At 70.6% G+C, this 23404-nt stretch carries 21 protein-coding genes and 1 pseudogene; 11 read left to right on the top strand and 11 right to left on the bottom strand.

Features of this window, described 5'->3' with window-relative positions; all coding sequences use genetic code 11:
- Positions 1-32 precede the first annotated feature (32 nt).
- The 5 genes from AC2EAQ_RS09500 to AC2EAQ_RS09480 all read right to left on the bottom strand — a co-directional run bounded on the left by AC2EAQ_RS09500 (position 33) and on the right by AC2EAQ_RS09480 (position 5570).
- Complete coding sequence (locus tag AC2EAQ_RS09500) at positions 33-1754, bottom strand: nitric oxide reductase activation protein NorD (protein WP_484642610.1); 1722 nt, start codon at positions 1752-1754, stop codon at positions 33-35.
- Between the two features lie 118 nt (positions 1755-1872).
- On the bottom strand, positions 1873-2901 hold the full coding sequence (locus AC2EAQ_RS09495) for a 4Fe-4S binding protein (protein WP_484642605.1): 1029 nt from the start codon (positions 2899-2901) through the stop codon (positions 1873-1875).
- Positions 2882-3691, bottom strand: a complete 810-nt coding sequence (locus AC2EAQ_RS09490) for a CbbQ/NirQ/NorQ/GpvN family protein (RefSeq protein WP_484642602.1) — start codon at positions 3689-3691, stop codon at positions 2882-2884. The genes AC2EAQ_RS09495 and AC2EAQ_RS09490 overlap by 20 nt, the downstream gene beginning before the upstream one ends.
- A gap of 8 nt (positions 3692-3699) precedes the next feature.
- Positions 3700-5118, bottom strand: a complete 1419-nt coding sequence (locus tag AC2EAQ_RS09485) for a cbb3-type cytochrome c oxidase subunit I (RefSeq protein ID WP_484642600.1) — start codon at positions 5116-5118, stop codon at positions 3700-3702.
- A gap of 11 nt (positions 5119-5129) precedes the next feature.
- Positions 5130-5570 carry a c-type cytochrome gene (locus AC2EAQ_RS09480; protein WP_484642598.1) on the bottom strand — a complete coding sequence of 147 codons (441 nt, stop codon included), beginning with the start codon at positions 5568-5570 and terminating at the stop codon, positions 5130-5132.
- A gap of 166 nt (positions 5571-5736) precedes the next feature.
- On the opposite strand from AC2EAQ_RS09480, the gene AC2EAQ_RS09475 reads away from it, so the two are divergent.
- Positions 5737-6435: a Crp/Fnr family transcriptional regulator gene (locus AC2EAQ_RS09475; RefSeq protein WP_484642594.1), complete on the top strand. Its 699-nt coding sequence runs from the start codon at positions 5737-5739 to the stop codon at positions 6433-6435.
- Between the two features lie 10 nt (positions 6436-6445).
- Here AC2EAQ_RS09475 and AC2EAQ_RS09470 read toward each other — a convergent pair whose 3' ends face one another.
- Genes AC2EAQ_RS09470 through AC2EAQ_RS09460 form a run of 3 tightly spaced genes read right to left on the bottom strand, consistent with a single transcriptional unit; the run spans position 6446 to position 9051 of the window.
- A complete protein-coding gene (locus AC2EAQ_RS09470) occupies positions 6446-6970 on the bottom strand; it encodes a hypothetical protein (RefSeq protein ID WP_484642591.1) in 525 nt (174 codons plus the stop codon).
- On the bottom strand, positions 6967-7299 hold the full coding sequence (locus AC2EAQ_RS09465; protein WP_484642589.1) for a c-type cytochrome: 333 nt from the start codon (positions 7297-7299) through the stop codon (positions 6967-6969). Before AC2EAQ_RS09465 ends, AC2EAQ_RS09470 begins: the two co-directional genes overlap by 4 nt.
- A 36-nt stretch (positions 7300-7335) precedes the next feature.
- Positions 7336-9051, bottom strand: coding sequence for a cytochrome D1 domain-containing protein (locus AC2EAQ_RS09460; protein WP_484642588.1), 1716 nt, complete (start codon positions 9049-9051; stop codon positions 7336-7338).
- Between the two features lie 155 nt (positions 9052-9206).
- Here AC2EAQ_RS09460 and AC2EAQ_RS09455 point away from each other — a divergent pair, with 155 nt between their 5' ends.
- From AC2EAQ_RS09455 to AC2EAQ_RS09445, 3 genes and pseudogenes are all read left to right on the top strand, one after another.
- Positions 9207-11189 carry a TonB-dependent receptor plug domain-containing protein gene (locus AC2EAQ_RS09455; protein WP_484642585.1) on the top strand — a complete coding sequence of 661 codons (1983 nt, stop codon included), beginning with the start codon at positions 9207-9209 and terminating at the stop codon, positions 11187-11189.
- Positions 11190-11294: 105 nt separating this feature from the next.
- Positions 11295-11603 (top strand): annotated as a pseudogene (locus AC2EAQ_RS09450) (nitronate monooxygenase); the annotation flags it as partial.
- 81 nt (positions 11604-11684) lie between these two features.
- Positions 11685-12068: a SirB2 family protein gene (locus AC2EAQ_RS09445; RefSeq protein WP_484642583.1), complete on the top strand. Its 384-nt coding sequence runs from the start codon at positions 11685-11687 to the stop codon at positions 12066-12068.
- Between the two features lie 243 nt (positions 12069-12311).
- Here AC2EAQ_RS09445 and AC2EAQ_RS09440 read toward each other — a convergent pair whose 3' ends face one another.
- The 3 genes from AC2EAQ_RS09440 to AC2EAQ_RS09430 form a co-directional block, all read right to left on the bottom strand.
- Positions 12312-13673, bottom strand: coding sequence for a M48 family metalloprotease (locus tag AC2EAQ_RS09440; RefSeq protein WP_484642581.1), 1362 nt, complete (start codon positions 13671-13673; stop codon positions 12312-12314).
- 185 nt (positions 13674-13858) lie between these two features.
- A complete protein-coding gene (locus tag AC2EAQ_RS09435) occupies positions 13859-15148 on the bottom strand; it encodes an MFS transporter (protein ID WP_484642579.1) in 1290 nt (429 codons plus the stop codon).
- A 219-nt stretch (positions 15149-15367) separates the two neighbouring features.
- A complete protein-coding gene (locus AC2EAQ_RS09430) occupies positions 15368-16930 on the bottom strand; it encodes an acyl-CoA synthetase (protein WP_484642576.1) in 1563 nt (520 codons plus the stop codon).
- Positions 16931-17186: 256 nt separating this feature from the next.
- Here AC2EAQ_RS09430 and AC2EAQ_RS09425 point away from each other — a divergent pair, with 256 nt between their 5' ends.
- The 7 genes from AC2EAQ_RS09425 to AC2EAQ_RS09395 all read left to right on the top strand — a co-directional run bounded on the left by AC2EAQ_RS09425 (position 17187) and on the right by AC2EAQ_RS09395 (position 23399).
- Entirely contained in the window at positions 17187-18377 is a 1191-nt protein-coding gene (locus AC2EAQ_RS09425; protein ID WP_484642570.1) for a lipid-transfer protein, read from the top strand.
- A 41-nt stretch (positions 18378-18418) separates the two neighbouring features.
- The gene (locus tag AC2EAQ_RS09420; protein WP_484642567.1) at positions 18419-18865 is read left to right on the top strand and encodes a MaoC family dehydratase N-terminal domain-containing protein; all 447 of its coding nucleotides are present in this window, start codon (positions 18419-18421) and stop codon (positions 18863-18865) included.
- Between the two features lie 20 nt (positions 18866-18885).
- Entirely contained in the window at positions 18886-19305 is a 420-nt protein-coding gene (locus tag AC2EAQ_RS09415; RefSeq protein WP_484642565.1) for a MaoC family dehydratase, read from the top strand.
- A complete protein-coding gene (locus AC2EAQ_RS09410; RefSeq protein ID WP_484642563.1) occupies positions 19302-20159 on the top strand; it encodes an SDR family NAD(P)-dependent oxidoreductase in 858 nt (285 codons plus the stop codon). The genes AC2EAQ_RS09415 and AC2EAQ_RS09410 overlap by 4 nt, the downstream gene beginning before the upstream one ends.
- A 91-nt stretch (positions 20160-20250) precedes the next feature.
- A complete protein-coding gene (locus AC2EAQ_RS09405) occupies positions 20251-22161 on the top strand; it encodes an alpha/beta fold hydrolase (protein ID WP_484642561.1) in 1911 nt (636 codons plus the stop codon).
- A complete protein-coding gene (gene phaZ / locus AC2EAQ_RS09400; protein ID WP_484642559.1) occupies positions 22158-23018 on the top strand; it encodes a poly(3-hydroxyalkanoate) depolymerase in 861 nt (286 codons plus the stop codon). Before AC2EAQ_RS09405 ends, phaZ begins: the two co-directional genes overlap by 4 nt.
- A gap of 27 nt (positions 23019-23045) precedes the next feature.
- Positions 23046-23399, top strand: coding sequence for a hypothetical protein (locus AC2EAQ_RS09395; RefSeq protein WP_484642557.1), 354 nt, complete (start codon positions 23046-23048; stop codon positions 23397-23399).
- Positions 23400-23404 lie beyond the last annotated feature (5 nt).

Raw genomic sequence — 23404 nt, 5'->3', positions numbered from 1 at the left:
ACCGACCGCCCACAGGCACCGGACCGACCGCCTCAGCGCGTCAGGCGGGCATACAGCGAGGCCAGGCGCATCGGCAGCTCGGCCGGGCGCCGCACCCAGGCCCAGCCGCCGGGCCCGAACAGCCGGGGCATCACGTCGCCGGCGTCGGCGTCGATCGACAGCGCAAAGGGCAGCAAGCCGGCGCGACGCGCCTCGATCACGGCCTGTCGTGTGTCCTCTACACCCCATCGCCCCTCGTAGCCGTCCAGGTCATGCGGCTTGCCGTCGGTCAGCAGCAGCAGCAGGCGCTGGCGCTCCGGCCGCTGCGACAAGCGCCGCGTGCCGGCGCGCAGCGCCGCGCCCATGCGGGTGTAGTAGCCCGGCGACACGGCCCCTACGCGCGCCAGCGTCGGCGCGGCCCAGCGCTCGTCGAAGGCCTTGATCTCGTGCAGCCGCAGCGTGCGCCGCACCGAGCTGAAGCCCAGCATCGCGAACGCGTCGCCGCTGCCGGCCAGCGCTTCGCCGAACACGAACAGCGACTCGCGCACCACGTCCACCACGCGCTGGGTGTCGTTCACATGCGCGTCAGTGGACAGCGACAGGTCCGCCAGCAGCAGCGTGGCCAGCTCGCGCTGCTCGCGCGTGCGGCGCAGGTACAGCCGATCGTCGGGCGCGCCGCTCGCATCGCCCTGCGCCCGCACCCAGGCGTCGATGTCGATCGACTCGCCGTCCGGTCGGCCGCGCTGCCAGCGCGGCACGGAGCGCTGCATCTGCAGGCGCTGCCGCACGCACGCCGCATGCGCCCGAAGCGCGGGCGGTGCCACCCACGGCGGCGCGTCGCGGGCCACTAGCGGCTGCACCTGCACGCGGCCGGGCTCGAGCCGACGCGAATTCGGGCTCCACTCGGGTAGCCGCTCGCCGGGCCCGGCGGGCAGGTCGTCGGCGGCGGCGCTGGGCAGGTCGAGGTCGAAGCGCACGCGCGATGCGAGGCTCGCCCGGTCGCCCCGTTGCAGCGCCAGGACTTCCAGTTCCTCGGCGGCCACCGTGGCGCTGCCGTCGTCGCTGTCGTCGTCAGCGCGGTCGATCGACATCGGGTCGGCAAAGGTCTTGAGCGATTCCGCCTTGGCGGCGAGCAGCAGGGGTGCGCGCGCCGCGTCGCGGCTTGCCGCTCGGGCCCGGCGACGACCCTGCGCCGCCGCGGCCTGGCCACCAGCGCAGCCTGCCTCGGCCGCCGCTGCGGCCGGATCGAGCGCCGCATGTCCGGCACCGCAGGGCAGCAGCCAGCTCCACACCGGCGCCACGTCGGCGGGCTGCAGGTCGGCAGTGACTTCGCCAGCGGCTGTCGAGCCGACGCGCGCATCGGGGCCGCCGTCGTCGAGGCAGGTCATCGCCCGGCTCACCCGCAGCTCGGCGCTGTCGGGTGCCGGGGCGCGTGGGCGAGCCGCCAGCTCGGCGCGACGCAGCGCCTGCCAGCGCGCCCGCAGGCCGGGAAAGCGCTGCAGTGCGGCGTCTGCCCCCGCCAGGTTGGCCGGGACCCAGGGCGCCGACGCGTCGATCGACCCGGCCAGCGCCGCCCACCAGAGGTAGAGGTCTCGATTGAGCGACGCGTCGTCGAACACGGCCACCTGTTGCGGCAATGCCAGCACGTCCGCGTCGATCTGGGGCAACGCCACGCGGCCGCCGGCCCCGGCCACGCGCTGCCAGAACCCGCGCGGCCCGCCGACGCGCACCGGCGCGGCCACGGCGATGCGCTGCTGGGCGCCGCCGGCATGCATCAGCAACGTCAGGGCTGGCAGGCAGTCGGCCAGCCGAACTTCGTGCGCGGAATGCGCACCGGCCGCCCGTCGCGTCGCGAAACGATGCCACTGGAGGCCGACCCACTCTTCCATGACGTCAGCGCGCCGCGCTCAGGGTCGAGGGGGACGACGTTGCAGCCTGCGGCCGCGCCAGGACTGCCGTCCGCGCTGCGCCGTCGGGCCGCGCGCGCAGCGTCTCGCGCAGTGCGTCAGCGCCCACGCGCCAGGCCAGATTGGGCGCGCTGGCGTCGCGCGCGTGCGACTGCGCACACTGGTTGGCGCAGCGGCCGCACTGGACGCAGGCGAACATCAGCCGCTTGATGCGGCGCGGCTGAAGCCGCATCGGGCAGGCGCTGTCGCAGGCGCTGCCTTCCGGCGCGCGCTCGGTGCGGCAGTCGCGGCAGTCGGCGGCGCGGGCGCGGTCGAAGGTCATCACCAGCGCCTTCGGATTGGCCATCCAGGCCAGGCTCTGGAAGAACCCGACGGCACAGCCGAAGCGGCAGAACAGATGGCGCGCAAACATCAACTCGGCGCTGAACAGTGCGGCGGCGATGGCGACGAAGCGGGCCTGGTTGGGCGTGAGGCTCGTGTGCAGCAGGCCGTGCCAGACCTCGCCCGGCGGCAGAAGGTAGGTCAGCAGCGTTACGCTCCAGAGCAGGCCGAAGACCACGCAGGCCGGCGCCCACACCAGCCACCAGCGCCGCCGCGGCTGGCGCGCGCCGAGGGCTGTGGGAGCACTGTCCCACAGGCTCAGGCGACCACAGGCGCGGTGCAGCAGATCGTTGAGCAGCTCGACGAGCGAGAAGTGCGGGCACAGCCAGCCGCAGTACAGGCGGCCCCAGCGCCAGGCCACGAACATCAGGCCTGCAGCCAGCGCCAGCAGCGGCACGATGCCGCGCAGCAGGATGCCCAGCGCCGCGTCGGTGGCCGAGGCCCGGCCCTGCAGGAAGGCGTCGATGCCCAGCGACCAGGGCCGGCCCAGCACCCACAGCTGGGCCTGGTGCAGGTCGAAGCGAAGCAGGTCGAGTGCAGGTGCGACGAGGAACAGCACGAAGAACCCCACCTGCGTCGCGCGGCGGGCGCGCTGCAGGCGGGCGTACCGGGCCTCAGGCGCCGAGCACGGCACGCTGCACCTCCTGCAGCGCCTGCAGGGTGGCCGCATCGTCGGTGAGCGACTCCAGCACTGCCGCATGGCAGGCGGCGCCCAGGCCCAGGCCGCGTGCGTGCAGGCGGGCCGCCATCACCAGCAGCCGCGTGCTGGCGGTCTCCTCGAGATCGTGCTCGGTCAGTCGGCGCAAGGCGCCGCCGAGCTGCACCAGTCTCGTGGCCACGGCGGCGTCGCAGCCGCCTTCGGCGGCGACGATGCGCGCCTCGAGCGCCGGCTCGGGGTAGCCCAGGCTCACCGCCACGAAGCGCTGTCGCGTGCTGGGCTTCAGGCCCTTGAGCACGTTCTGGTAGCCCGGGTTGTAGCTGACCACGAGCATGAAGCCGGGCGCCGCAGCCAGCAGTTCGCCGGTGCGGTCCAGCGGCAGCATGCGCCGGTCGTCCGCCAGCGGGTGCAGCACCACGGTGATGTCCTTGCGCGCCTCGACCACCTCGTCGAGGTAGAAGATGGCGCCTTCGCGCACGGCGCGCGTCAGCGGCCCGTCGCACCAGCGCGTGCTGCCGCCGGTGATCAGGTGGCGCCCGGTGAGGTCGACAGCACCCAGGTCGTCGTGCCCGCTGACGGTGACCAGCGGCCGCTGCAGCCGCACCGCCATGTGTTCCACCAGGCGCGTCTTGCCGCAGCCTGTGGGGCCCTTGAGCAGCAGGGGCAGGCGGGCCTCGAAGGCCTGCTCGAACAGGGCGCACTCGTCGCCCTGAGCAGCGTAGTAGGGCAGCCCGCGCAGGCGGCGGGCGCTGGCGGCGGCTTCCATGCCGAGCCTCAGGCGGCCTGCAGGGCAGAGGGGCCGGCCGCCTGCTTCGACGGCGCGACGAAGAAGCTGGCCAGGAAAGTGGCCAGTCCGACCAGGAAGCCCAGGCCACCACCGACACGCACCCAGTAGAAGAAGCGCAGCTGGTCCTGCGTGACCATGAAGCCCATGGCGCCCTCCGCCGGGATGCGCTGCAGCCACACCTGCAGGATGCCCGCGCCGGTGAGTGCCAGCACCATCACGCCCATGCCGATGGTCATGATCCAGAAGCTCCACATCTCCATCGCCTGCGCGCGCGGGTGGGCGGCCTCGCCCTGGCCGCGCAGCATCGGCATGGCGTAGCTGATCATCGCGACGACCACCAGCACGTAGGCGCCGTAGAAGGCCAGGTGGCCGTGCGCGGCCGTGACCTGCGTGCCGTGGGTGTAGTAGTTGACGGGGCTCAGGGTATGGATGAAGCCCCACAGGCCGGCGCCCAGGAAACCCATCACCGCGCAGCCCACGGTCCACAGCACGGCGGCCTGGTTAGGATGCTCGCGCTTGCGCCGCTGCACCATGTTGAAGGCAAACAACGTCATCATGAAGAACGGGATCGGCTCGAGCGCGCTGAAGACGCTGCCCACCCACTGCCAGTACTCAGGCAGGCCGATGAAGTAGAAGTGGTGGCCGGTGCCGAGGATGCCGGTAACCAGCGCGAAGGTGATGATGAGGTAGAGCCATTTGTCGATCACCTCCCGGTCCACGCCGGTGGTCTTGACCAGCAGGAAGGCGAGCAGCGCGCCGAGGATCAGCTCCCACACGCCTTCGACCCACAGGTGGACCACGAACCACCAGTACATCTTGTCGCGCACCAGGTTGCTCGGGTTGACGAAGCTGAACAGGAACAGCAACGCCAGGCCCCACAGGCCCGTCAGCAGCACCAGGCTGATCGCGGTCTTGCGGCCCTTCAGCACGGTCAGGCTGATGTTGTACAGAAAGCCCAGGGCCACCACCACGATGCCCACCTTGGTGGGCAGCGGCTGCTCCAGGAACTCGCGCCCCATCGTGGCCAGCCAGTCGTTGCCGGTGGCCGCGGCCAGCGTGGCGTAGGGCACCAGCAGATAGCCCAGGATGGTGAGCGCGCCGGCAGCCAGGAAGACCCAGAAGAGCGCCCGGGCCAGCGCCGGGCTGTGCAGCTCAGTCTGCGCCTCCTCGGGCACCAGGTAATAGGCGCTGCCCATGAAGCCCATCAGCAGCCACACGATGAGCAGGTTGGTGTGCACCATGCGTGCGATGTTGAACGGGATTGCGGGGAACAGCAGGTCGCCCACGAGGTACTGCAGGCCGAGTGCGACGCCGAAGACGATCTGCCCGACGAACAGCGCCAGCGCGCCGACGAAGTACAGGCGGGCCACCGACTGCGACTGGAACTTGAGATGGGGGTTGGTCATGTCTGTGCTCCTCAGCCTTCGATGTTGGGCGGCCACTTCGCGGTGTCCACGCGGCTGGTCCACTTGAGAAACTCCACCAGGTCGTCCAGCTGCTGCTCGCTGAGGTGGAACTGCGGCATCTGGCGCCGCCCCGGGGCCTGCGTCGGCTGTGCCTTCATCCAGGCCTTGATGAACTCGGCGCCGCCGTCCTTGCCGCCCCGGCGCACGTAGACGTTGCCCAGTTCGGGCGCGAAGTACGCGCCTTCGCCCAGCAGCGTGTGGCAGCCGATGCAGTTGCGCGTCTCCCAGACGTGCTTGCCGCGCGCCACCGCCGGCGTGACCTCGGCCGCGTTGGAGCGTTGCGGGATGCGCTGCTCGGTGTGCAGGATCAGCCCCGCGAACAGCAGCACGAAGAAGGCCGTGCCGACGTAGAAGATGTTGCGCGCTGCGGCGCTGGTGAAGCCCTGGCTCATGGAGCCTCCGTGGGTTGGTTTCGATGTGGCTTGCAGGTTAGGCAGCGGGGCTGGTGGCGTCCTTGAAGCGGTTCAAGAAGGCCCGACGGCGCGGCCGCGCTTGCGCCGCGTCAATCCGGCGCGGGCTGGCGCTTCCAAAATCGGCGCGCCTACGGAGGGCCTGGCCATGGACCTGCGCGTCTTCAACATTCCCCGCTACCTGTCGATGCAGGCGCTGTTCAGCGACCTGAGTCCGGCCGAGCTCGACCGGCTGGCGCAGGGCTGCTCACTGCGGCGCTTCTCGCGCGGCGAGACCGTGTTCCTGGTGGGCGAGCCGTGCGAGGAGTTCCACGTCTGCGTCACCGGGCAGGTGAAGCTGTACGCGGTGTCGCCCGCCGGTGCGGAGAAGGTGATCGAGATCGTGGCCCCGGGCCACAGCTTCGCCGAGGCGCTGATGTTCACCGGCCGCCCGTACATCATCAACGCGCAGGCGCTCACCGACGCGCTGCTGCTGTCGGTGGCCAAGGCCGCGGTGGAAGGCGAGATCGCGCGCGACCCGCGTTTTGCGCTGCGCATGCTGGCGGGCATCTCGCGCCGGCTCCACGGCCTGGTTCACGACGTGGAGGTGTACGCGCTGCACAGCGGCCTGCAGCGCGTGATCGGATACCTGCTGCGCGACGTAGAGGCCGATGCCGCGGCAGGCGCCGAGCCGGTGACGGTGTCGCTGCCTGTGAGCAAGGCGACGATCGCGTCGCGGCTGTCGCTCACGCCGGAGTACTTCTCGCGCGTGTTGCACGAGCTGGAGGCGGTCGGCCTGGTGCGGATCGACAAGCGCGACATCCACATCCTGGACGCACAGGCGCTGGCCACCTACCGATCGCCCTGAGACGGCCGGTTCAGGGCGAGCGCGCAAAGCGCGCGATCACCCGCCGCACTTCCAGGTGCACCAGCAACTCGGCGCCGGGCACGGACACCAGCACGTGCGGCTGCGACGGCGTCTGCCCGTCTTCGGGCCGCAGGGCCGCCGCCGGCGCGGGCAGCCGCGTGCGACGCACGCCGAGGAAGCCTGGCGCGGGCACCGCCTCACCCAGGCGCCAGTCGTGCACCAGCCCGTCGTACACCGGCGGCGCGTCGGCATCGACCGACAGCTCCCACAGTTCGGGCAGGCCGGCGAACACGATGACGAAGCTGCGCCGCCGCGGCAGGTAGTGCACGTCGGCCACGCGGCCCGCTTCGTGCCCGCCCAGGTCGGCCGCCGGCAGCGTGCGGGCCACGCGGCCGGCGTCCCGCACGACCACCGCCGCGCCGTCGCCCTCGACACGCCAGCGACCGTCGGTCGACGCGGCTTGCGGCGCGGCGGCAACCGGCCCCCATGCGCACGCCACCAGCCCAGCGGCGACGATGGCGTGGACGAGGGTCATGATGCGAGGATCAGCTCGATGGCCTCGCGAAGGTCCTTGTCGCCGATCTTGTCTGCGCCGTTGGGCGACATCGGCACCGGCCCGTAGACGCCGCTGCCGCCCTTGCGCACCTTGTCGAACAGCTGCGCCGGCGCGGCGGCCTGACCCCTGTAGCGGACCGCGATGTCCTTGAACGACGGCCCCAACAACTTCCGGTCCTTGGCATGGCAGGCCATGCAGCCGGCCTTGTCCATCGCGGCCTGGGTCTGGGCCGACGCAGTGTGCGCCGCGGTGACCAGCAACGCGCCGGCTGCGGCGAGGCCGAGCGTGGAAAGGATCCTGTGTCTCATCTTTGTCCTCCTGCGACTGGCCCCCTGCGGGGAGGCTCAGTACACGTCCTTCTGGGTGTTGTAGACATTGAAGTGGCCGGTCGGCGTGACCAGGCGCGGGTCCTTGATCACAGCCTTGAGCTTGAGGGTCTTGTCGTCCACGATCACCAGCGCGCTTTGCTTGTTCTTGGCCGACCAGACCGCGAACCAGACCTCGTCGCCGGCGCGGTTGAACTCGGGCTGCACCACGCGCTTGGCACCGTCGTCCTTGATGTCGGCCCACTCGGCGATGGGCAGCACGGTGTAGCCCTTGTCGAGATTGCGTATGTCGTACACCACCACCGACTGCGAGATCTTGGGGTCGGGGTTCAGCGGCGCGTCCGAGTACAGGTGGCTGCTCTTCGGATGGCTCTTGATGAACAGCGCGCCACCGCCGGGGCCTTTGAGCTTGGCCACCTCCTTGAAGGCGTACTGCTTGTGCCGGGCCGGGTCGGTGCCGATCAGCGAGATCGTCTCGTCGCCCAGGTGCCCCGTGGCCCACACCGGGCCGAACTTCGGGTGCACGAGGTTGGCGCCGCGCCCAGGGTGCGGAATCTTGCCAACGTCGACCAGCGCCGCGAGCTTGCCTTCCTTCAGGTCGACCGCCGCGATCTTGTTGCTCTGGTTAGCCGCCACCATGAAGTAGCGCTTGGTGCTGTCGAGGCCACCGTCGTGCAGGAAGCGGGCCGTGCCGATGGTGGTCACCTTCAGCGCGTCGATGTTGCTGTAGTCCACCAGCAGGGTCTGCCCGGTCTCCTTCACGTTGACGACGAACTCGGGCTTGAAGTGGCTGCCCACGATGCTGGCCACACGGGGCTCGGGGTGGTACTCCTGCTTGTCCACGGTCATGCCGCGGGTGCCCACCACCTTGAGCGGCTCGAGCGTGTCGCCGTTCATGATCACGTACTGCGGGGGCCAATAGCTTCCGGCGATGGCGTACTTGTCCTCGAAGCCCTTGTACTTGCTCGTCTCGACCGAGCGCGCTTCCAGGCCGACGCGGATCTCGGCCACGTTGTCGGGCTTTTCCATCCACAGGTCGATCATGTTGATCTTGGCGTCGCGCCCGATCACGAACAGGTAGCGCCCTGACGCCGACAGTCGCGAGATGTGCACCGCGTAGCCGGTCTTGACGATGTTGATGATCTGCTTGGTGTCGCCGTCAATCAGCGCCACCTCGCCGGTGTCGCGCAGCGTGGTGGAGAAGATGTTCGCGATGTTGTAGGCGTTCATCTTCTTCTTCGGCCGTTGCGCCGGCGGCACGATCACCTTCCAGGTGGCCTTCATCTGCTCCATGCCGAACTCCGGCGGCGTCGGCGCGTCGTGCTGGATGTAGCGCGCCATCAGGTCCACCGTCTTCTCGTCCATTTCGCCGGACGTAAGCCAGTTGGGCATGCCCGCGGGCGAGCCGTACGCGATGAACACCTTCAGGTAGTCGGTGCCCTTGCCCTGGGTGATGTCGGGCGTGAGCGCCTTGCCGGTGGCTCCCTTGCGCAGCACGCCGTGGCAGCCGGCGCAGCGCTCGAAGTACACCTGCCGCGCACGCTCGAACTCCGCCTGCGTCATGGGCGGCGCCTTCGGGTTGGTGCTCTGGTACATGGCCTCGCCGGCCAGCGGCGACGCGCCGGCCTGGTAGTTCATCTCAGCCGGCGTCACAGTCTTCTTGTCCTGTGCCAGCGCCGGAGCGGCGGCCAGCAACGCGGCCAGGGATGCGGATACGACGCGCAGGGTTCTCATGGAGTTTCTCCTTCGTTGGTGCGGGGGCATCGTTGCGCGGTCGTGTCGCCGCGTCCTTGAACTGATTCAAGGGCGCATGCGTACGCCGGGCAGTGGGTGTCGCAAAAACGAACTGGTTCAAGGCTGCCGCGCGGCGCAGGCGCGAATCTGTGTGCATGGACACCCGAACTCCCCGCATCTCACGCCACCTCCCTGCTGCCCTGACGACTCCTTCGGCTCTGGCCCTGGCCCTCGCACTGGCGTGGCCCTTCGCCCAGGCTCGGGAGGCGCAGCCCGACGATGCCAGCCAGGTGATCGTGGTGACCGCCACCCGCCACGCCCTCGCGATGGTCGACGCGCCGGCGGCGATGAGCGTGATCACGCGCGCGCAGATCGCCGAGCGCGGCGCCGACAACGTGCTCGAAGCCATCCGCGGCGAGTCCGGCGTGGCCGTGTTTGGTCGCACCATCGGCGGCCGCAAGGGTGTGAGTCTGCGAGGCATGGACTCGCGCCACACGCTGTTCCTGGTCGACGGCATGCGCATCGGCGCCAGCGACGGCGTCATCGGCCACACCGACTTCCAGCTCGACTGGGTGCCCGTGGAGGAGATCGAGCGCATCGAGATCGTGCGCGGCCCGCTGTCGGCGCTGTACGGCGCCGAGGCGCTAGGTGGTGTGCTGCACATCGTGACGCGCCGACCGGCGGCGCGCCTGGAAGGCAGCGCGCTGGTGGAGGGCTCGTCGGCCGACGGTGGCCGCGGCGGCGACGGCGCGCGCCTGGCGGCCCGGTTGTCGGGCCCGCTTGTGGGCGGTGTGAGGGCTGCGCTGTCGGTGGCGCATTCGCAGCGCGACGCGGTGACATCGACCGCAGACCCCCGCCTGAGCGCGCTCGAGTCGCGCGACCGCCGCCAGGTCGCGCTGCGTCTGGCCGCCGAACCGGCAGCGGGGCACGAGCTGATGATCGACGCGCGCGGCGGCCTGGAAGCGCGTGAAGCGGTGTCGGTGGAGCGTGGAGGCCGGCGTCGCGTCTACACGTCCGCCACCGACATCGACCGGCACCACCTCGGCGCCGGCTGGAGCGCCGACTGGGGCGGCGGCGCCGAATGGCGCAGCACGGTGCGCGCCTATGCCAGCCGCATCGAGATGGACAACGAGCGCAGCAACGGCGTGGCCGCGTTGCGCCCGAACCGGCTCGACGACCGCGTCCTGGACGGCGTGGTGTCGGCACGAGCCGCTGCGACACAGCTCGTGACCGCCGGCATCGAGGTGCGCGACGAGCAGTTGCGCAACCTGGGCCTGCCCGGCGGCCGCGCCAGCGCCGATCACCGCGCTGCGTTCGTGCAGGACGAAGTCGAGCTGAGCCCGACGCTCGCACTTACCGCCGGCCTGCGCCGCGACGAGCACCAGCGCTTCGGCGGGCAGTGGAGCCCGCGCCTTTATGCCGTGTGGCGGGTGGCGCCGCAGTGGGTGATCAAGGGCGGCGCGAGCCGCGGCTTCAAGCCGCCCACGCTCAAGCAGATCACGCCGGGCTACCAGGAGGACGAGGGCCCGAACACCTACCTGTCCGACCCTGACCTGCGACCCGAGACCAACCGCGCCTGGGAACTGGGCCTGGCCTGGGACACCGCTGCCGCGGGCGTGCAAGCCGTGCTGTTCCACAACCGGGTGGACCACCTGATCGTGCCGCGATTGCTGTCGGTGACGGCGGGCCGTGGCTCCTACGTGTTCGCCAACCTTGATCGTGCGCGGCTGCGCGGCCTGGAGCTGGCGGCGCGTGCGCGTCTGCCGCAGGGGGTCACCGTGTCCATCGGATACCAGTACCTGGACGCCGTGGACGGGCACGACGCACGCATCGAACGACGGCCACGCCACGCCGGCAGCGTGGCGCTCGACTGGGTGCGCGGCCCCTGGAGCGCGGGCGTGCGCGTGGAGTCGAGCGCGGGCATGCTGCTGCCCACCGGCGTGGCCGGGCAGGCGCCGCGCCCGGTGCCCGACACCACCACCACCAGCGCGCAGATGGCGGTGACGCTGGAGCCGGGGCTCGTGCTCGCACTGGGTGTGACCAACCTGCGCAACCTGGACCTGGCTGACAAGTCGCCGCTCTACACCTGGACCGAGTCGCCGCGTACCTGGCGGATGAGCCTGCGCGGGCAGTGGTGAGGGCGCAGCGCGACGGATGCCATGTGGCTTGATGCGGGTCAAGGTCGGGGCGAAGGGGGCTGGCTACCTTGCCGGGTCCCCCGACAACCCCTGGCGGCCCCTCCGATGCTCGACCAACTCGACCCCGCGCTGCAGCCCCTGTGGCAGCGCAGCGGCCTGGCGCCGCTCGTCATCCGCGGGCGCGCGCTGCTGCCGGTGGTGCAGGGCGGCATGGGCGTGTCGGCGCACCGCCTGGCCGGCAGCGTGGCCGCGCAGGGCGCGGTGGGCACGCTGTCCGCGATCGACCTGCGCCGGCACCACCCGGACCTGATGGCGCGCAGCGGCGAGCACGGCACCGGCCCCGGCGCCAGGGAGGCGATCAACGAGGCCAACCGCGAGGCGCTGCAGCGCGAGATCGCCGCGGTGCGCGCGTTGATCGAGCGCCTGCTCACGCCCGGCGTGGCCTGACACCCGCCCATCGCCGCCATCGAGCCCTTGGAACCATTGGCGTGGGTCGTGCCGCTGAGGCATCTGCACGTGGCCCTGGTGCTGGCCAGCGGCGCGCTGTTCGCCGCGCGCGGCGTGGCGGTGCTGGCCGGCGCGGCCTGGCCGATGCGCCGCGCGGCCCGCGTCGGCAGCATGGTGATCGACACGGCACTGCTGGTGGCGGGCGCCACCCTGTGGACACTGCTTCAGCTCCACCCGTTGCGCGACGCCTGGCTGGGTGCCAAGCTCGCGCTGCTCGTCGTCTACATCATGCTCGGCAGCCTGGCCCTCCAGCGGGCCCGCACCCAGGCGGCGCGGGCGGGCTGCCTGCTGGCCGCGCTGGCGGTGTACGCCACCATGCTGACCATCGCGCTGTCGCGCCACCCGCTGGGTGCGTGGCGCCTCCTCGCGTAACATGAGCGGCCCGCCTCGGAGCTGACCGCCGGCAACCCAGCCCACCATGGCTGTCATCGTGGTGAACGCCGACCCTGTCGGCTGCACCGACGATCTCCGTGAGTGCCAGCTGGCGCGCTTTTGACGCCTGCCGCTTGTGCTGTCCGGCGACGCTCTAAGTCATTGATTTGGCTGGCGTTGCGCTTGGAGCTTATGCGTCCCCACACCGAGCGCCGAATCGACCCGGCGCCACTCTCCATCGCGTTAGGGTGTCCCCATCGCCTCCCTCCAGCGCATCGCATCGTGAATCCGATGCCGGGCGCTCGGATGATGGAAGAAGACCACCTCCTCCAGGCGCCCCGGGTCCGGTTTGCGGTAGTCCGACAGCTTCAGCATCACCTCGGCAAAGCCATGCGGATCGCGGGCCAGATTCAGGCCGAAGCGGTCGGCCTCGATCTCCTGGATGCGGATGATGCTGTGAAACACCGGCGTGGCCGCCAGCATGAAGACCGAGAACACGGCGGCCAGCAGTGGCAGGCTGGCCACATCGGCCACGGCCTTCGTGCCCCAGCGGTGCCCATGGCGCGCGAACAGCCGGCGCATCGCCCATTGGCAGAACAGCAGTCCGAACAGGATCAGCAGCCCGAACTGCATCAGCATCTTCGGCGCGTGGTTGAGCACGTAGTGGCCCAGCTCATGGGCCATCACGGCACGGATCTCGGGCAGGGACGTGCGGTTGAGCAGGTTGTCGTTGAGCCGCACCGCCGCCGTGCCGCCCAGACCGCTCACGTTCGCGCTGATGCGCTGGGTCTGGCGCGAGGCGTCGAAGACGTAGACATCGTCAGCCGGCACGCCATTGGAGTGCGCCATGGCCAGCACGGCGTCGCGCACCGGACCGTGCTCCAACGGCTTGTAGGTGTTGAACAGCGGATCGATCAGGACGGGGCTGACGAGCAGCATCAACGCCAGCAGGGCGGAGCAGGCCGCTGCTCCCCAGAGCCACCAGCGCTCGCCGGCTCGGCGGAACACGGCATACAGCAGCGCTACTGCCACTGCCGTGCCGACAACCTCGACGCCCAGGGTCAGGACCCACTCGCCCCACCAGTCGACGGCGGTCTGCGTGGACATGCCATAGCCGTGTTCACGCCAGTACTGCCGGTAGAAGTTCAGCGGCAGCAGCAGCAGTCCGCTTGCCAGCCCGTAGACGGCCCCGTACAGCCCGTCGCGCAACAGGGCACGGCGACCGACGCGCTGCGCCCAATCGCGCACGCGGGCCGAACGGCCACCGTGCAGCATCAGTGCGGCGATGGCCAGACCGAGCAGGAACTCCCAAAGCTGCAGCCAGTAGCCACCCTCGTCGTAGTCGTTGGATCGCATCACCGCTTCCCTGGGCAGGCGGTCGAGATAGGCCTGCGTGGCCAGCTTGGCATCGCGCGGCAGCGCCGCCCGCCAGGCATCGTCGACCGGAGCGATGTGCAGTGGCGCGCGCACGCCGTCGTCGCCGGCGTGCGTGTGCGGCTGAGCAAGCCCCGCCGCGCGCACGGGCGCGCCAAGCTGCAGGCAGCACAGCAGCAGCAACAGGCCGATTCGGCGCGTCAGCGCGGGCCAGGGGGTCGGAGCGTTCATGGGTGTACTCGGACAGCAAAGCGCGCAGTTTCCCGTGCAGACGCAGCGGCGACCCGTGGCATGCGACGAAACGGCAGGCGTTCGGGATCAGCTGCATGAACAGGGGATGCGCAGGCCCGCCGAAGCGCGGACGCCTGAGCGGGCATGGCCCCGTGCGAGGTGAAGTTGCGCCGGGGTGCCCTGGGTCATGCCGCCACGGGCGCAGGGCGCCGCACCGCGAAGAAGCACGACGCGGCGACGAAGCACAGCACACCGGCGAGCAGGAAGGCGGGCTCGTAGGTGCCGAGCATGTCCCGGCTGACGCCGGTTCCGAAGGCCATCACGCCGGCCGCGACATGGTGCGCCGCGAAGATCCAAGCAAAGACCGCCGGCCCCATCTCGCGGCCGAAGTTCACGACGGTCAGCCGCACCGACGGCGGCACCGTCGCGATGAAGTCCAGGCCGTAGATGACCGCGAAGATCGTCAGGCCCACCATCGTCGGCTGAACGCTCACCAGCCACAGCAGCGCCACGCCGCGCAGCGCGTAGTACCACGCCAGCAGCCAGCGGTTGTCGTAGCGGTCGGACAGCCAGCCCGAGCCGATCGTGCCGATCAGGTCGCAGATGCCGATCACGGCCATCAGCCAGGCCGCGGTGCCCAGCGGCACGCCCAGGTCGCCGCAGAAGGGCACGAGGTGGGCCTGCGTGATGCCGAAGCTCGAGACGCCGCAGATCGCGAACGTCGCGGCCAGGATCCAGAACACGGGCCGCTTCGATCCGAGCGCGAGGGCCTGCGCACTGAGCGCCACGAAGTTGGCGGTCGGTGTGGGCGGGACGGGCGCGACGGTCGTCTCGCCCACGGCGGGCAGGTCCAGGTCCTGCGGGCGGTCGCGCGCGAGCCACAGCAACAGGAGCCAGCTCACCGCGGTGCCGACGCTCGGGATCAGCATCGCGACACGCCAGCCCCATCGTTCGGCCACCCAGGCAGCGAGCGGCATGAACACCAGGGTGCCCGTGGCCACGGCGCCGCCCAGCAAGCCGAGCACGAGGCCCCGGTGGGCGACGAACCAGCGTGCGCCGACCACCGCGTTGAGCTGCATGGCCGTGAGCCCGGGCGCCAGACCGAGCAGGAAGCCCATGCCGAGCCAGAGCTGCCACTTCTGCGTGGTCGCGACGGAGATCGCCAGGCCGATCAGCAGCAGCGTGCCCGAGATCGCCACCATCCGCCGCGGTCCGTAGCGCAGCATCAACCCGCCCGCCAGCGGCGCTGCCAGCCCGAACAGCGCCAGCCGAAGACCCTGCGGCGCCGACAGCTCGCCGATCGACCAGCCGAGGTCCTTGGCCATCGGCACGATCAGCACGCTCGGCACCCCGAGCGCGGACGACGAGAACACGGCGTAGACGAAGGTCAGGGCGGCCATCGCCCAGCCGTAGTGGATGCCGCGCGCGGCCAGGGCCCGAGCCAGCGGTGGAGCGTGTGCGGGCGCCGTGGACACGTCCTGAGCATACAGATGCTCGAACGCGACCCGGCAAGACCGGCGTACCTGATCAACGAGACCGGTGTCGGCTATCGACTGATCGCGGGCTAGCGGACGCCCGAGGCCAGGCGGCGCGCGTCTTCGTCATCGACTTCATCGACGATCGCTGCGATGGCTGGCTGAGACGGGTTGGATGCCTGCAGCTTCCGCGTCGAGCCCCGGGGGTTGACGGCCGCCTCACGCCACCTGCCGGTCCCGCCCCGACCAGAAGGGCTCGCGCAGCTTGTTCTTCAGGATCTTGCCCGCGCCGGACACCGGCAGGGCGTCGCGGAACTCGGCGCTGCGCGGGCACTTGTAGTTGGCGATGCGCTGCTTGCAGTGTTCCTTGATGTCGTCGGCGGTGGCCTGCGCGCCCGGCTTGAGGACGATCACGGCATGCACCGCCTCGCCCCACTGGTCGCTCGGGATGCCGATCACGGCGCACTGCGCCACCGCCGGATGCTGGGCGATGGCGTTCTCGACTTCGGCCGAGTACACGTTCTCGCCGCCGGTGACGATCATGTCCTTGAGCCGGTCGACGATGAAGACGAAGCCGTCCTCGTCCATGTAGCCGCCGTCGCCGCTGTGCATCCAGCCGCCCTTGATCGCCGCCGCGGTCTGCTCGGGCTTGCCCCAGTAGCCCTTCATCACGCCCGGCCCGCGGATGGCGATCTCGCCCACGGTGCCGCGCGGCACCTCGGCGCCCTGGGCGTCGACGATGCGGATCTCGGTGTGGAAGGTCGCGCGGCCGGCTGACCGGAGCTTGCCGAGCTTGCGGCCTTCCGGCGTGTGGTACTCGTCGGTAAGCACCGTGCCCAGGGCCGCCAGTTCCGTCATGCCGTAGCACTGGGTGAAGCGCACGCCTTCCAGGCGCGCCATCGCACGCTCGAGCACCGCCTCGCTGATGGGCGACGCGCCGTAGAGCACGCGCTGCAGCTTGTCCAGCTTGAAGTGGGCCGCCGCAGGGTGGTCGACCATCATCTGGATCATCACCGGCACCAGCAGCGCGGTGGTCACGCCCTCGTCCTTCAGGGTGCGCAGCACCGGTTCGGGGGCGAAGGACGGCACGAAGACATGGGTGCCGCCGCGCAGGGTGATCATCAGGGTCATCGCGCCGTCGGCCAGGTGGAACATCGGCGCGGCGTGCAGGCCGACCATGTCGTCGGGCGCCAGGCCGTGGGCCAGCAGCGACATGCCGGTGGTGGCGAGATTGGTGTGGGTCAGCATCACGCCCTTGGGGAAGCCCGTGGTGCCGCCGGTGTAGTAGACGCCGGCGAGGTCGTCGCCGCTGCGGTGCGCGTCAGGCACCGGGCTCGCTTCGGCCACGAGGCCATCGAACGACAGCATCCCCTCGGGCGTCTCCTTGTCACCGGCATAGATCAGCGTCTTCAGCGACTTGGACTGCCTGCGCAGCTCGTCGGCCATCGGCACGAAGGTGTCGTCCAGGATCAGCACGCGCGTGTCGGAGTCGTCCAGCGAGTAGGCGATCTCCGCGGCGCTCCAGCGCGTGTTGGCGGCATTGACCGCGCCGCCGCCCCACCACACGCCCAGGAAGTACTCGAGGTAGCGGTCGGAGTTCATCGCGAGCATGCCGATGCGGTCTTCCGCCTTCATCCCCAGCATCTGCAGGGCGCCCGCGAGGCGGGCGACACGATCCCCGAGTTCGGCATAGGTCCGGCGGCGCGCGCCGCAGATCGTGGCTGCCTTGTTCGGCGTGCGCTGGATGGCGCGGTGCAGTCCCTGGGTCAAGTAGAGCGACATGGCGGTCTCCTAAGGTGTTCGTTTCGCGCCGGGGCGCGGTCGGCAACGGTGCAGCGCAGGCCCCGTGGCGCTCACGTTAGGACGCACCCGCCGCGCGCGCCCCTCCCGCGGCGGGAGGGCACCACCCCTCCCGCGGCCGCCGCCTGCCCCCCCGCCTGGGCCACCCCTCCCCAAAAAGGGAGGGGCAGGCCCGCGCCGACCCCGCCACAGTGGCGCAAACGCCGGGGTACCCGGTGCAACCGTTGAGAGGCCAGTCTTGAGTCAACAAGTGATCGTCGCCGGTGTCGGCATGGTGCCCTTCGGCAAGCCCGGCGCCAGCGACGCCTACGACGCGATGGGAGCCGAGGCCGCGCGCACCGCGCTGGCCGATGCCGGGCTCGCGTTCGCCGACCTGCAGCAGGCGTTCGTCGGCTACGTATACGGCGACTCCACCTGCGGCCAGCGCGCGCTGTACGGGGTGGGCATGAGCGGCATCCCGATCGTCAACGTCAACAACAACTGCTCCACCGGATCGACGGCGCTGTTCCTGGCGCGCCAGCTCGTGGAGTCGGGCGCCGCGGACTGCGTGCTCGCGCTGGGCTTCGAGCAGATGCAGCCGGGCGCCCTGCGCTCGCACTGGACCGACCGGCCCTCGCCGTTCGACCGCTTCGACGAGCTTTGCGACGAGATCAATCCGTACCCCGAGGTGCCGCTGGCGCTGCGCTACTTCGGCGGCGCCGGCAAGGAGTACATGGACCGCTATGGCGCCGGCCCGGAGCTGTTCGCCCAGGTGCGTGCCAAGGCGAGCCGCCATGCCGAGAAGAACCCGTTCGCGCTGCTGCGCAAGGTCGTCAGCGCCGAGGAGGTGCTGGCCGCGCCGATGCTGTTCCCGCAGGCGGGCCTGACGCGCCTGATGGCCTGCCCGCCCACCTGCGGCGCGGCCGCCGCCGTGCTGGTGTCGGAGTCGTTCGCCCGCCGCCGTGGCGTCGACCGCCGCGTCGAGATCGCCGCGCAGGCGATGACCACCGACCGCCCGGACACCTTCAGCGCGCGCAGCATGATGAAGCTCGTGGGCTCGGACATGACGCGCGAGGCCGCCACGCAGGTCTACGAGCGCGCCGGCGTCGCCCCGTCGGAGATCGGGGTCGTCGAGCTGCACGACTGCTTCGCGCAGAACGAGGTGCTCAGCTACGAAGCGCTGGGTCTGTGCGCGCCGGGTCAGGCCGCGAAGTTCGTCGCCGATGGCGACAACACCTATGGCGGCCGCGTCGTCGTCAACCCGTCCGGCGGGCTGCTGTCCAAGGGCCACCCGTTGGGTGCCACCGGGCTGGCGCAGTGCACCGAGCTGGTGACCCAGCTGCGCGGCCAGGCTGGCCCGCGCCAGGTGGACGGCGCGCGCTTCGCCCTGCAGCACAACCTGGGGCTCGGCGGCGCCTGCGTCGTGACGCTCTACCGCAAGGCGGCGTGAGCCTCACGCGCCACGACGCCACCGCGCCGCGAGGACACATCATGATCGACAGTCGCTTCATCGGCTATACGCAGCCCGCCACCCTCTGGGAGGTGGAGAAGGGGCGCCTGCGCGCCTTCGCCAGGGCCACCGGGGAGACTCGCCCGGAGTACATCGACGCTGCGGCGGCGCGCGACGCCGGCCATGCATCGTTGCCGGCGCCGCCGACCATCGTCTTCGGCGCCGACCTGGACTCGGGCAGCACGCAGGCGCTGCTCGCGACGCTCGGCGTGGACATCGCCAACGTCCTGCATGGCGAGCAGTCGTTCACCTACCTGGGCCCGATCCACGCCGGCGACCTGCTGCGGCTGGAGTCGCGCGTCACCGACATCGTGGCCAAGAAGGGCGGCGCGATGGAGTTCATCACCAAGGTGACGACCGTGACCAACCAGCGCGACCAGCGCGTGCTGGAAATGCGCTCGGTCATCGTCGTCCGCAACTCGAAGTGAACCAAGCAACCCGAGGGAACATGACCACACTGACCTACGACAACGTCGCGGTCGGCCAGGCGCTGCCGGAGATGCGCCTGCCCCCGATCAACCGCACGACGCTGGCCTACTTCGCCGGCGCGTCCGGCGACGACAACCCGATCCACATCGACGTCGACTTCGCCCGCCGCGCGGGCATGCCCGATGTCTTCGCCCACGGCATGCTGGGCATGGCCTATCTGGCCCGCCTGCTGACGCAGTGGGTGCCGCAGGATGCGCTGCGCAGCTTCGGCGTGCGCTTCATGGCCATCACGCACCTGGGCAACCAGCCGGTGCTCAGCGGCAGGGTCGTCGAGAAGCTGCAGGAAGCCGGCGAGAAGCGGGTTCGCCTGGAGGTGCAGATGGCCAACCAGTACGGCGACGTGAAGATCCTCGGCTCGGCCGTGGTGGCACTGCCATGACGGCCGCCCGCGAGAAGGAGCCGGGCACCGGCAAGCTGGTCGGCAAGGTGGCCCTGGTCACGGGCTCGGGGCGCGGCATCGGGCGCGAGGTCGCGCTCAAGCTGGCCCTGGAAGGCGCCGCCCTCGTCGTCAACGACCTCGACGCCGCACCCGCCGAGCAGACCGTGGCCGACATCCGCGCCCTCGGGGGCCAGGCGGTGACCTGCCTGGGCAGCGTCACGGCCACCGACTTCGCCGAGCGCCTGGTCAAGACCGCGCTCGATGCCTTCGGCGGCATCGACATCATCGTCAACAACGCCGGCTACACCTGGGACAGCGTCGTCCACCGCATGAGCGACGAGCAGTGGTACGCGATGCTCGACGTGCACCTGACGGCGCCGATGCGCATCTTCCGCGCGGCGGCCGGCTTCATCCGCGAAGCGGCCAAGCGCGAGGCCGAGACCGGCGTCGAGAACTTCCGCAAGGTGGTCAACATCTCGTCCATCGCGGGCCTCGACGGCAACGCGGGGCAGCTCAACTATGCCGCCGGCAAGGCCGGCATCGTGGGCATGACCAAGAGCCTCGCCAAAGAGTGGGGGCGCTACCGCGTCAACGTCAACGCGGTGGCGTTCGGGCTGATCAGGACGCGGCTGACCGATGCCGCGGCCAATGCGGACGCCAGCGTCGACATCGACGGCAAGCGCATCAAGGTGGGCGTCAACCCCGACCTGCTGAGCGCGATGGAACGTTCCATCCCGCTGGGACGCGCCGGCACGCCTGCCGAAGCGGCCGGCGCGGTGGCGCTGTTCTGCTACCCGGAGTCCAACTACATCAGCGGCGAGACCGTCGTCTGCGGTGGTGGCTTCCGCATGTAGCGCCGCACGCCGCCACCGGCTCCCGGATTTTCCAAGTCAACCACCACAAGGAGCGGGACGACGCGCCGCACGCGGCGCCTCCCGGACAAGCATGGCCACCACAGGCAAGACAAGTGCATCGCGTGCACGCGACACCGGCGCCCGCGCGGGCACCAAGTCGGGCACCAAGGCGGGCACCCGGGCGGGCACCCCGGCCGCCGCCAAGAAGCGGCCGCAGCGCCCGGCGCCGCGCCGACCGAGGCCCGCGCACGACGCGGCTGTCGTCGAGAAGGCGTCCCCGCGCAAGCCATCGCCCGCACCCGCACCGGCCGGCAGCGATCTGGCCCGTGCAGCCGCCGAGAACGCGTTCGGCCAGAACGTGCTGAACGACTTCCGTCCGCGCGACCTGCTGGACAGTGCCGGCACGATCGGCCGGCAGGCGGCCCGGCACCCGCTGGCCCTGCTGCGCGCGGGCGCCGGGCTGACGCGCGAGCTGAGCCAGGTGCTCACCGGTGCATCGACGCTCGCACCCGATCCGGCCGACCGGCGCTTCTCGGACCCGGCCTGGAAGGACAGCCGCGTGCACAGCGCGTTGCTGCAGTCCTACCTGGCGCTGTCCGAGGCGATGAAGGGCTACGCCGCCAGCGCCGGACTCGCCGACAAGGAGGCCGAGCGCGCGGGCTTCCTGATGTCCCAGATCAGCGACGCCATCGCGCCGACCAACTTCCTGCTCAGCAATCCGACCGCGATGAAGCGCGCGATCGACACCGGCGGCCGCAGCCTGCTCAAGGGCGCGCAGAACCTGCTGTCGGACATCCGCAAGGGTCGCCCCGTGCCGTCGCAGGTGGACGACCGCGCCTTCAAGGTCGGCGAGAACCTGGCCGTGACCCCCGGCTCCGTGGTGCTGCGCACCGAGATGTTCGAGCTGGTGCAGTACGCGCCGCAGACCGAGCAGGTGCATCAGCGGCCGCTGCTGGTGGTGCCCTCCATCGTCAACAAGTACTACGCGGTGGACATCGCGCCGGGCCGCAGCTTCTTCGAGCACATCGTGCGCCACGGCTTCACGCTGTTCGTGATGGTGTGGAAGAACCCGGGCCAGGAGCACGACCACTGGGGCATGGAGGACTACTGCTTCTCGATCGACGCCGCCATCGACGCCGTGGCCGACATCACCGGCGTGCCCGACCCCAACCTCTTCACCATCTGCGGCGCCGGGCCGGTGGTGTACTCGCTGGCCGGCTACTACGCTGCGCGCAAGCAGCGCAAGATCAACAGCGTGATGCTGTCGATATCGATCCTGGACACCCAGACCATGTCGCAGGCGCAGGGCATCGGCGCCTTCATGGACCCGAAGCTCAAGCAGCAGATGAAGCGCCTGCCGGGCAAGGGCAAGAAGGGGCGGATCAGCGCCAACGAGTTCACCCTGCTGTTCGCGCTGCTGCGGCCCAACGAGCTGATCTGGAACTACTGGGTCAACAACTACCTGATGGGCAACGACCCGCCGGCCTTCGACATCCTGTACTGGAACGCCGACGGCACCGGCATGACCGCCGCATTCAACCGCGACTTCAGCGCGCTGGTGGAGGGCAACAAGCTGGCCACGCCCGGCGCGATGACGCTGCGCGACACGCCCATCGCCGACCTGTCCAAGCTGGACTTCGACTCCTATGTCATCGGCGCCCAGACCGACCACATCGTCACCTGGCGGGCGGTGTACCGCTCGGCCCAGGTGCTGGGCAAGCGCTCGCAGTTCGTGCTGGCCAACAGCGGCCACGTGCAGACCCTGGTCTGCCCACCGGGCAACCCCAAGTCGGTGTACTACGTGAACACGGCCAAGCCCGACACGCCCGACGAGTGGCTCTCGGCGGCCACCAAGAACGCCGGCACCTGGTGGGACCATGTCATCGGCTGGTGGGGCGAGCGTTCGGGCCCGAAGGTGGCCGCGCCCAAGGCGCCGGGCAATGCCCGGCATCGCCCGCTGGCCAAGGCGCCGGGCGCCTACATCCTGGAGCGTGCGCAATGAAGCCGCGGCGACCGAGTCCCGCGGCACGAGGCAGCACCGCGGCACCGCGCGCGTTCAGGATCGAACACCACACCGTGCTGGGCCATCGGATGCGCGTGGCCATCTGGCCGGGCGACGGGAGCAAGGTGCCGCTGCTGCTGTTCAACGGCATCGGCGCCAGCCTCGAGCTGGTGACGCCCTTCGTCGACGAGCTCGACCCGGCGATCGAGGTCATCGCCTTCGACGTGCCCGGCACGGGCGAGTCTCCTCCGCCGCGCCTGCCCTACCGGATGTGGATGCTGTCGGCGCTGGCGTCACGGCTGGTGCGCACGCTGGGCCATGACCGCGTGGACGCGATGGGGGTGTCCTGGGGCGGCGCCCTGGCCCAGCAGTTCGCGCTGCAGAACCCGTGGCGCTGCCGGCGGCTCGTCCTGGCGGCCACGTCCCAGGGCATGCTGATGGTGCCCGGGCGGCTGTCGGTGCTGGGTTCGCTGATGAGCCCGCGCCGCTACAACGACCGCGAGTACCGGCACAAGGTCTTCGGCCTGATCTACGGCGGCGAGGCCGCCAGGGACCCCAGCCTGATCACCCGGTTCAGCCGCTTCATGCGGCCGACCAGCCGCCGGGGCTACCTGCTGCAGCAGCTGGCGATCATGGGCTGGACCAGCCTGCCGTGGCTGCCGCTGATCCAGCAGCCCACGCTCGTGATGGCGGGCGACGACGACCCCGTGATTCCGCTGGTCAATGCCCGGCTGATGGCACAGCTGATCCCCAACGCACGCCTGCAGGTGATGAACGACGGCCACATCTTCGTGCTGTCCCAGAGCGCGCAGAGCGCCACCCTGGTGGGCGACTTCCTCGGCCTCGCCGCGGCCTGATCGATACCGACACCCTGGAGAACCTTCATGACCCTCATCCAATCGGCCTACGTGGCACTGGCGGCCGCCGCCAGCGGCGGAGTGCTCTTCGTCCTGCTGCTGATCACGGGCACGCGCTACCCGCGCTGGTTCGGCGCCGGTCACGGGGCGCTCGGTCTGCTGGGGCTGGCGCTGATGGGCCTGGCCCTGTTCGGGCAGGGGGCCGGGTACCCGGCCCGCGCGACCTGGGGCTTCGCGGTGGTCACCGCGGCCTTGCTCGGGGGCGCCACCTTCTTCCGCCTGATCCACCGCGATCGTCGCCCCCTGCCGCTGGCCCTGGCGCACGGCGGCCTGGCCGCGATCGGGCTCGCGCTGCTGTATCCGGCCGCCTTCGGCGCCTGAGCGCC

Source organism: Aquabacterium sp. T101 (assembly GCF_057219775.1).
The sequence above is the reverse complement of the archived record's forward strand: the minus strand, read 5'-3'. Positions and strand labels throughout refer to the sequence as shown.

What these genes read in the sequence shown, in the direction of transcription:
- AC2EAQ_RS09465 (WP_484642589.1), bottom strand. Translation starts at nt 7,299, where the DNA reads ATGAGACACAGGATCCTTTCCACGCTCGGCCTCGCCGCAGCCGGCGCG.
- AC2EAQ_RS09500 (WP_484642610.1), bottom strand. Translation starts at nt 1,754, where the DNA reads ATGCATGCCGGCGGCGCCCAGCAGCGCATCGCCGTGGCCGCGCCGGTG.
- AC2EAQ_RS09410 (WP_484642563.1), top strand. Translation starts at nt 19,302, where the DNA reads ATGACGGCCGCCCGCGAGAAGGAGCCGGGCACCGGCAAGCTGGTCGGC.
- phaZ (WP_484642559.1), top strand. Translation starts at nt 22,158, where the DNA reads ATGAAGCCGCGGCGACCGAGTCCCGCGGCACGAGGCAGCACCGCGGCA.
- AC2EAQ_RS09405 (WP_484642561.1), top strand. Translation starts at nt 20,251, where the DNA reads ATGGCCACCACAGGCAAGACAAGTGCATCGCGTGCACGCGACACCGGC.
- AC2EAQ_RS09460 (WP_484642588.1), bottom strand. Translation starts at nt 9,051, where the DNA reads ATGAGAACCCTGCGCGTCGTATCCGCATCCCTGGCCGCGTTGCTGGCC.
- AC2EAQ_RS09475 (WP_484642594.1), top strand. Translation starts at nt 5,737, where the DNA reads ATGGACCTGCGCGTCTTCAACATTCCCCGCTACCTGTCGATGCAGGCG.
- AC2EAQ_RS09485 (WP_484642600.1), bottom strand. Translation starts at nt 5,118, where the DNA reads ATGACCAACCCCCATCTCAAGTTCCAGTCGCAGTCGGTGGCCCGCCTG.
- AC2EAQ_RS09420 (WP_484642567.1), top strand. Translation starts at nt 18,419, where the DNA reads ATGATCGACAGTCGCTTCATCGGCTATACGCAGCCCGCCACCCTCTGG.
- AC2EAQ_RS09430 (WP_484642576.1), bottom strand. Translation starts at nt 16,930, where the DNA reads ATGTCGCTCTACTTGACCCAGGGACTGCACCGCGCCATCCAGCGCACG.
- AC2EAQ_RS09470 (WP_484642591.1), bottom strand. Translation starts at nt 6,970, where the DNA reads ATGACCCTCGTCCACGCCATCGTCGCCGCTGGGCTGGTGGCGTGCGCA.
- AC2EAQ_RS09480 (WP_484642598.1), bottom strand. Translation starts at nt 5,570, where the DNA reads ATGAGCCAGGGCTTCACCAGCGCCGCAGCGCGCAACATCTTCTACGTC.
- AC2EAQ_RS09395 (WP_484642557.1), top strand. Translation starts at nt 23,046, where the DNA reads ATGACCCTCATCCAATCGGCCTACGTGGCACTGGCGGCCGCCGCCAGC.
- AC2EAQ_RS09490 (WP_484642602.1), bottom strand. Translation starts at nt 3,691, where the DNA reads ATGGAAGCCGCCGCCAGCGCCCGCCGCCTGCGCGGGCTGCCCTACTAC.
- AC2EAQ_RS09455 (WP_484642585.1), top strand. Translation starts at nt 9,207, where the DNA reads ATGGACACCCGAACTCCCCGCATCTCACGCCACCTCCCTGCTGCCCTG.
- AC2EAQ_RS09415 (WP_484642565.1), top strand. Translation starts at nt 18,886, where the DNA reads ATGACCACACTGACCTACGACAACGTCGCGGTCGGCCAGGCGCTGCCG.
- AC2EAQ_RS09440 (WP_484642581.1), bottom strand. Translation starts at nt 13,673, where the DNA reads ATGAACGCTCCGACCCCCTGGCCCGCGCTGACGCGCCGAATCGGCCTG.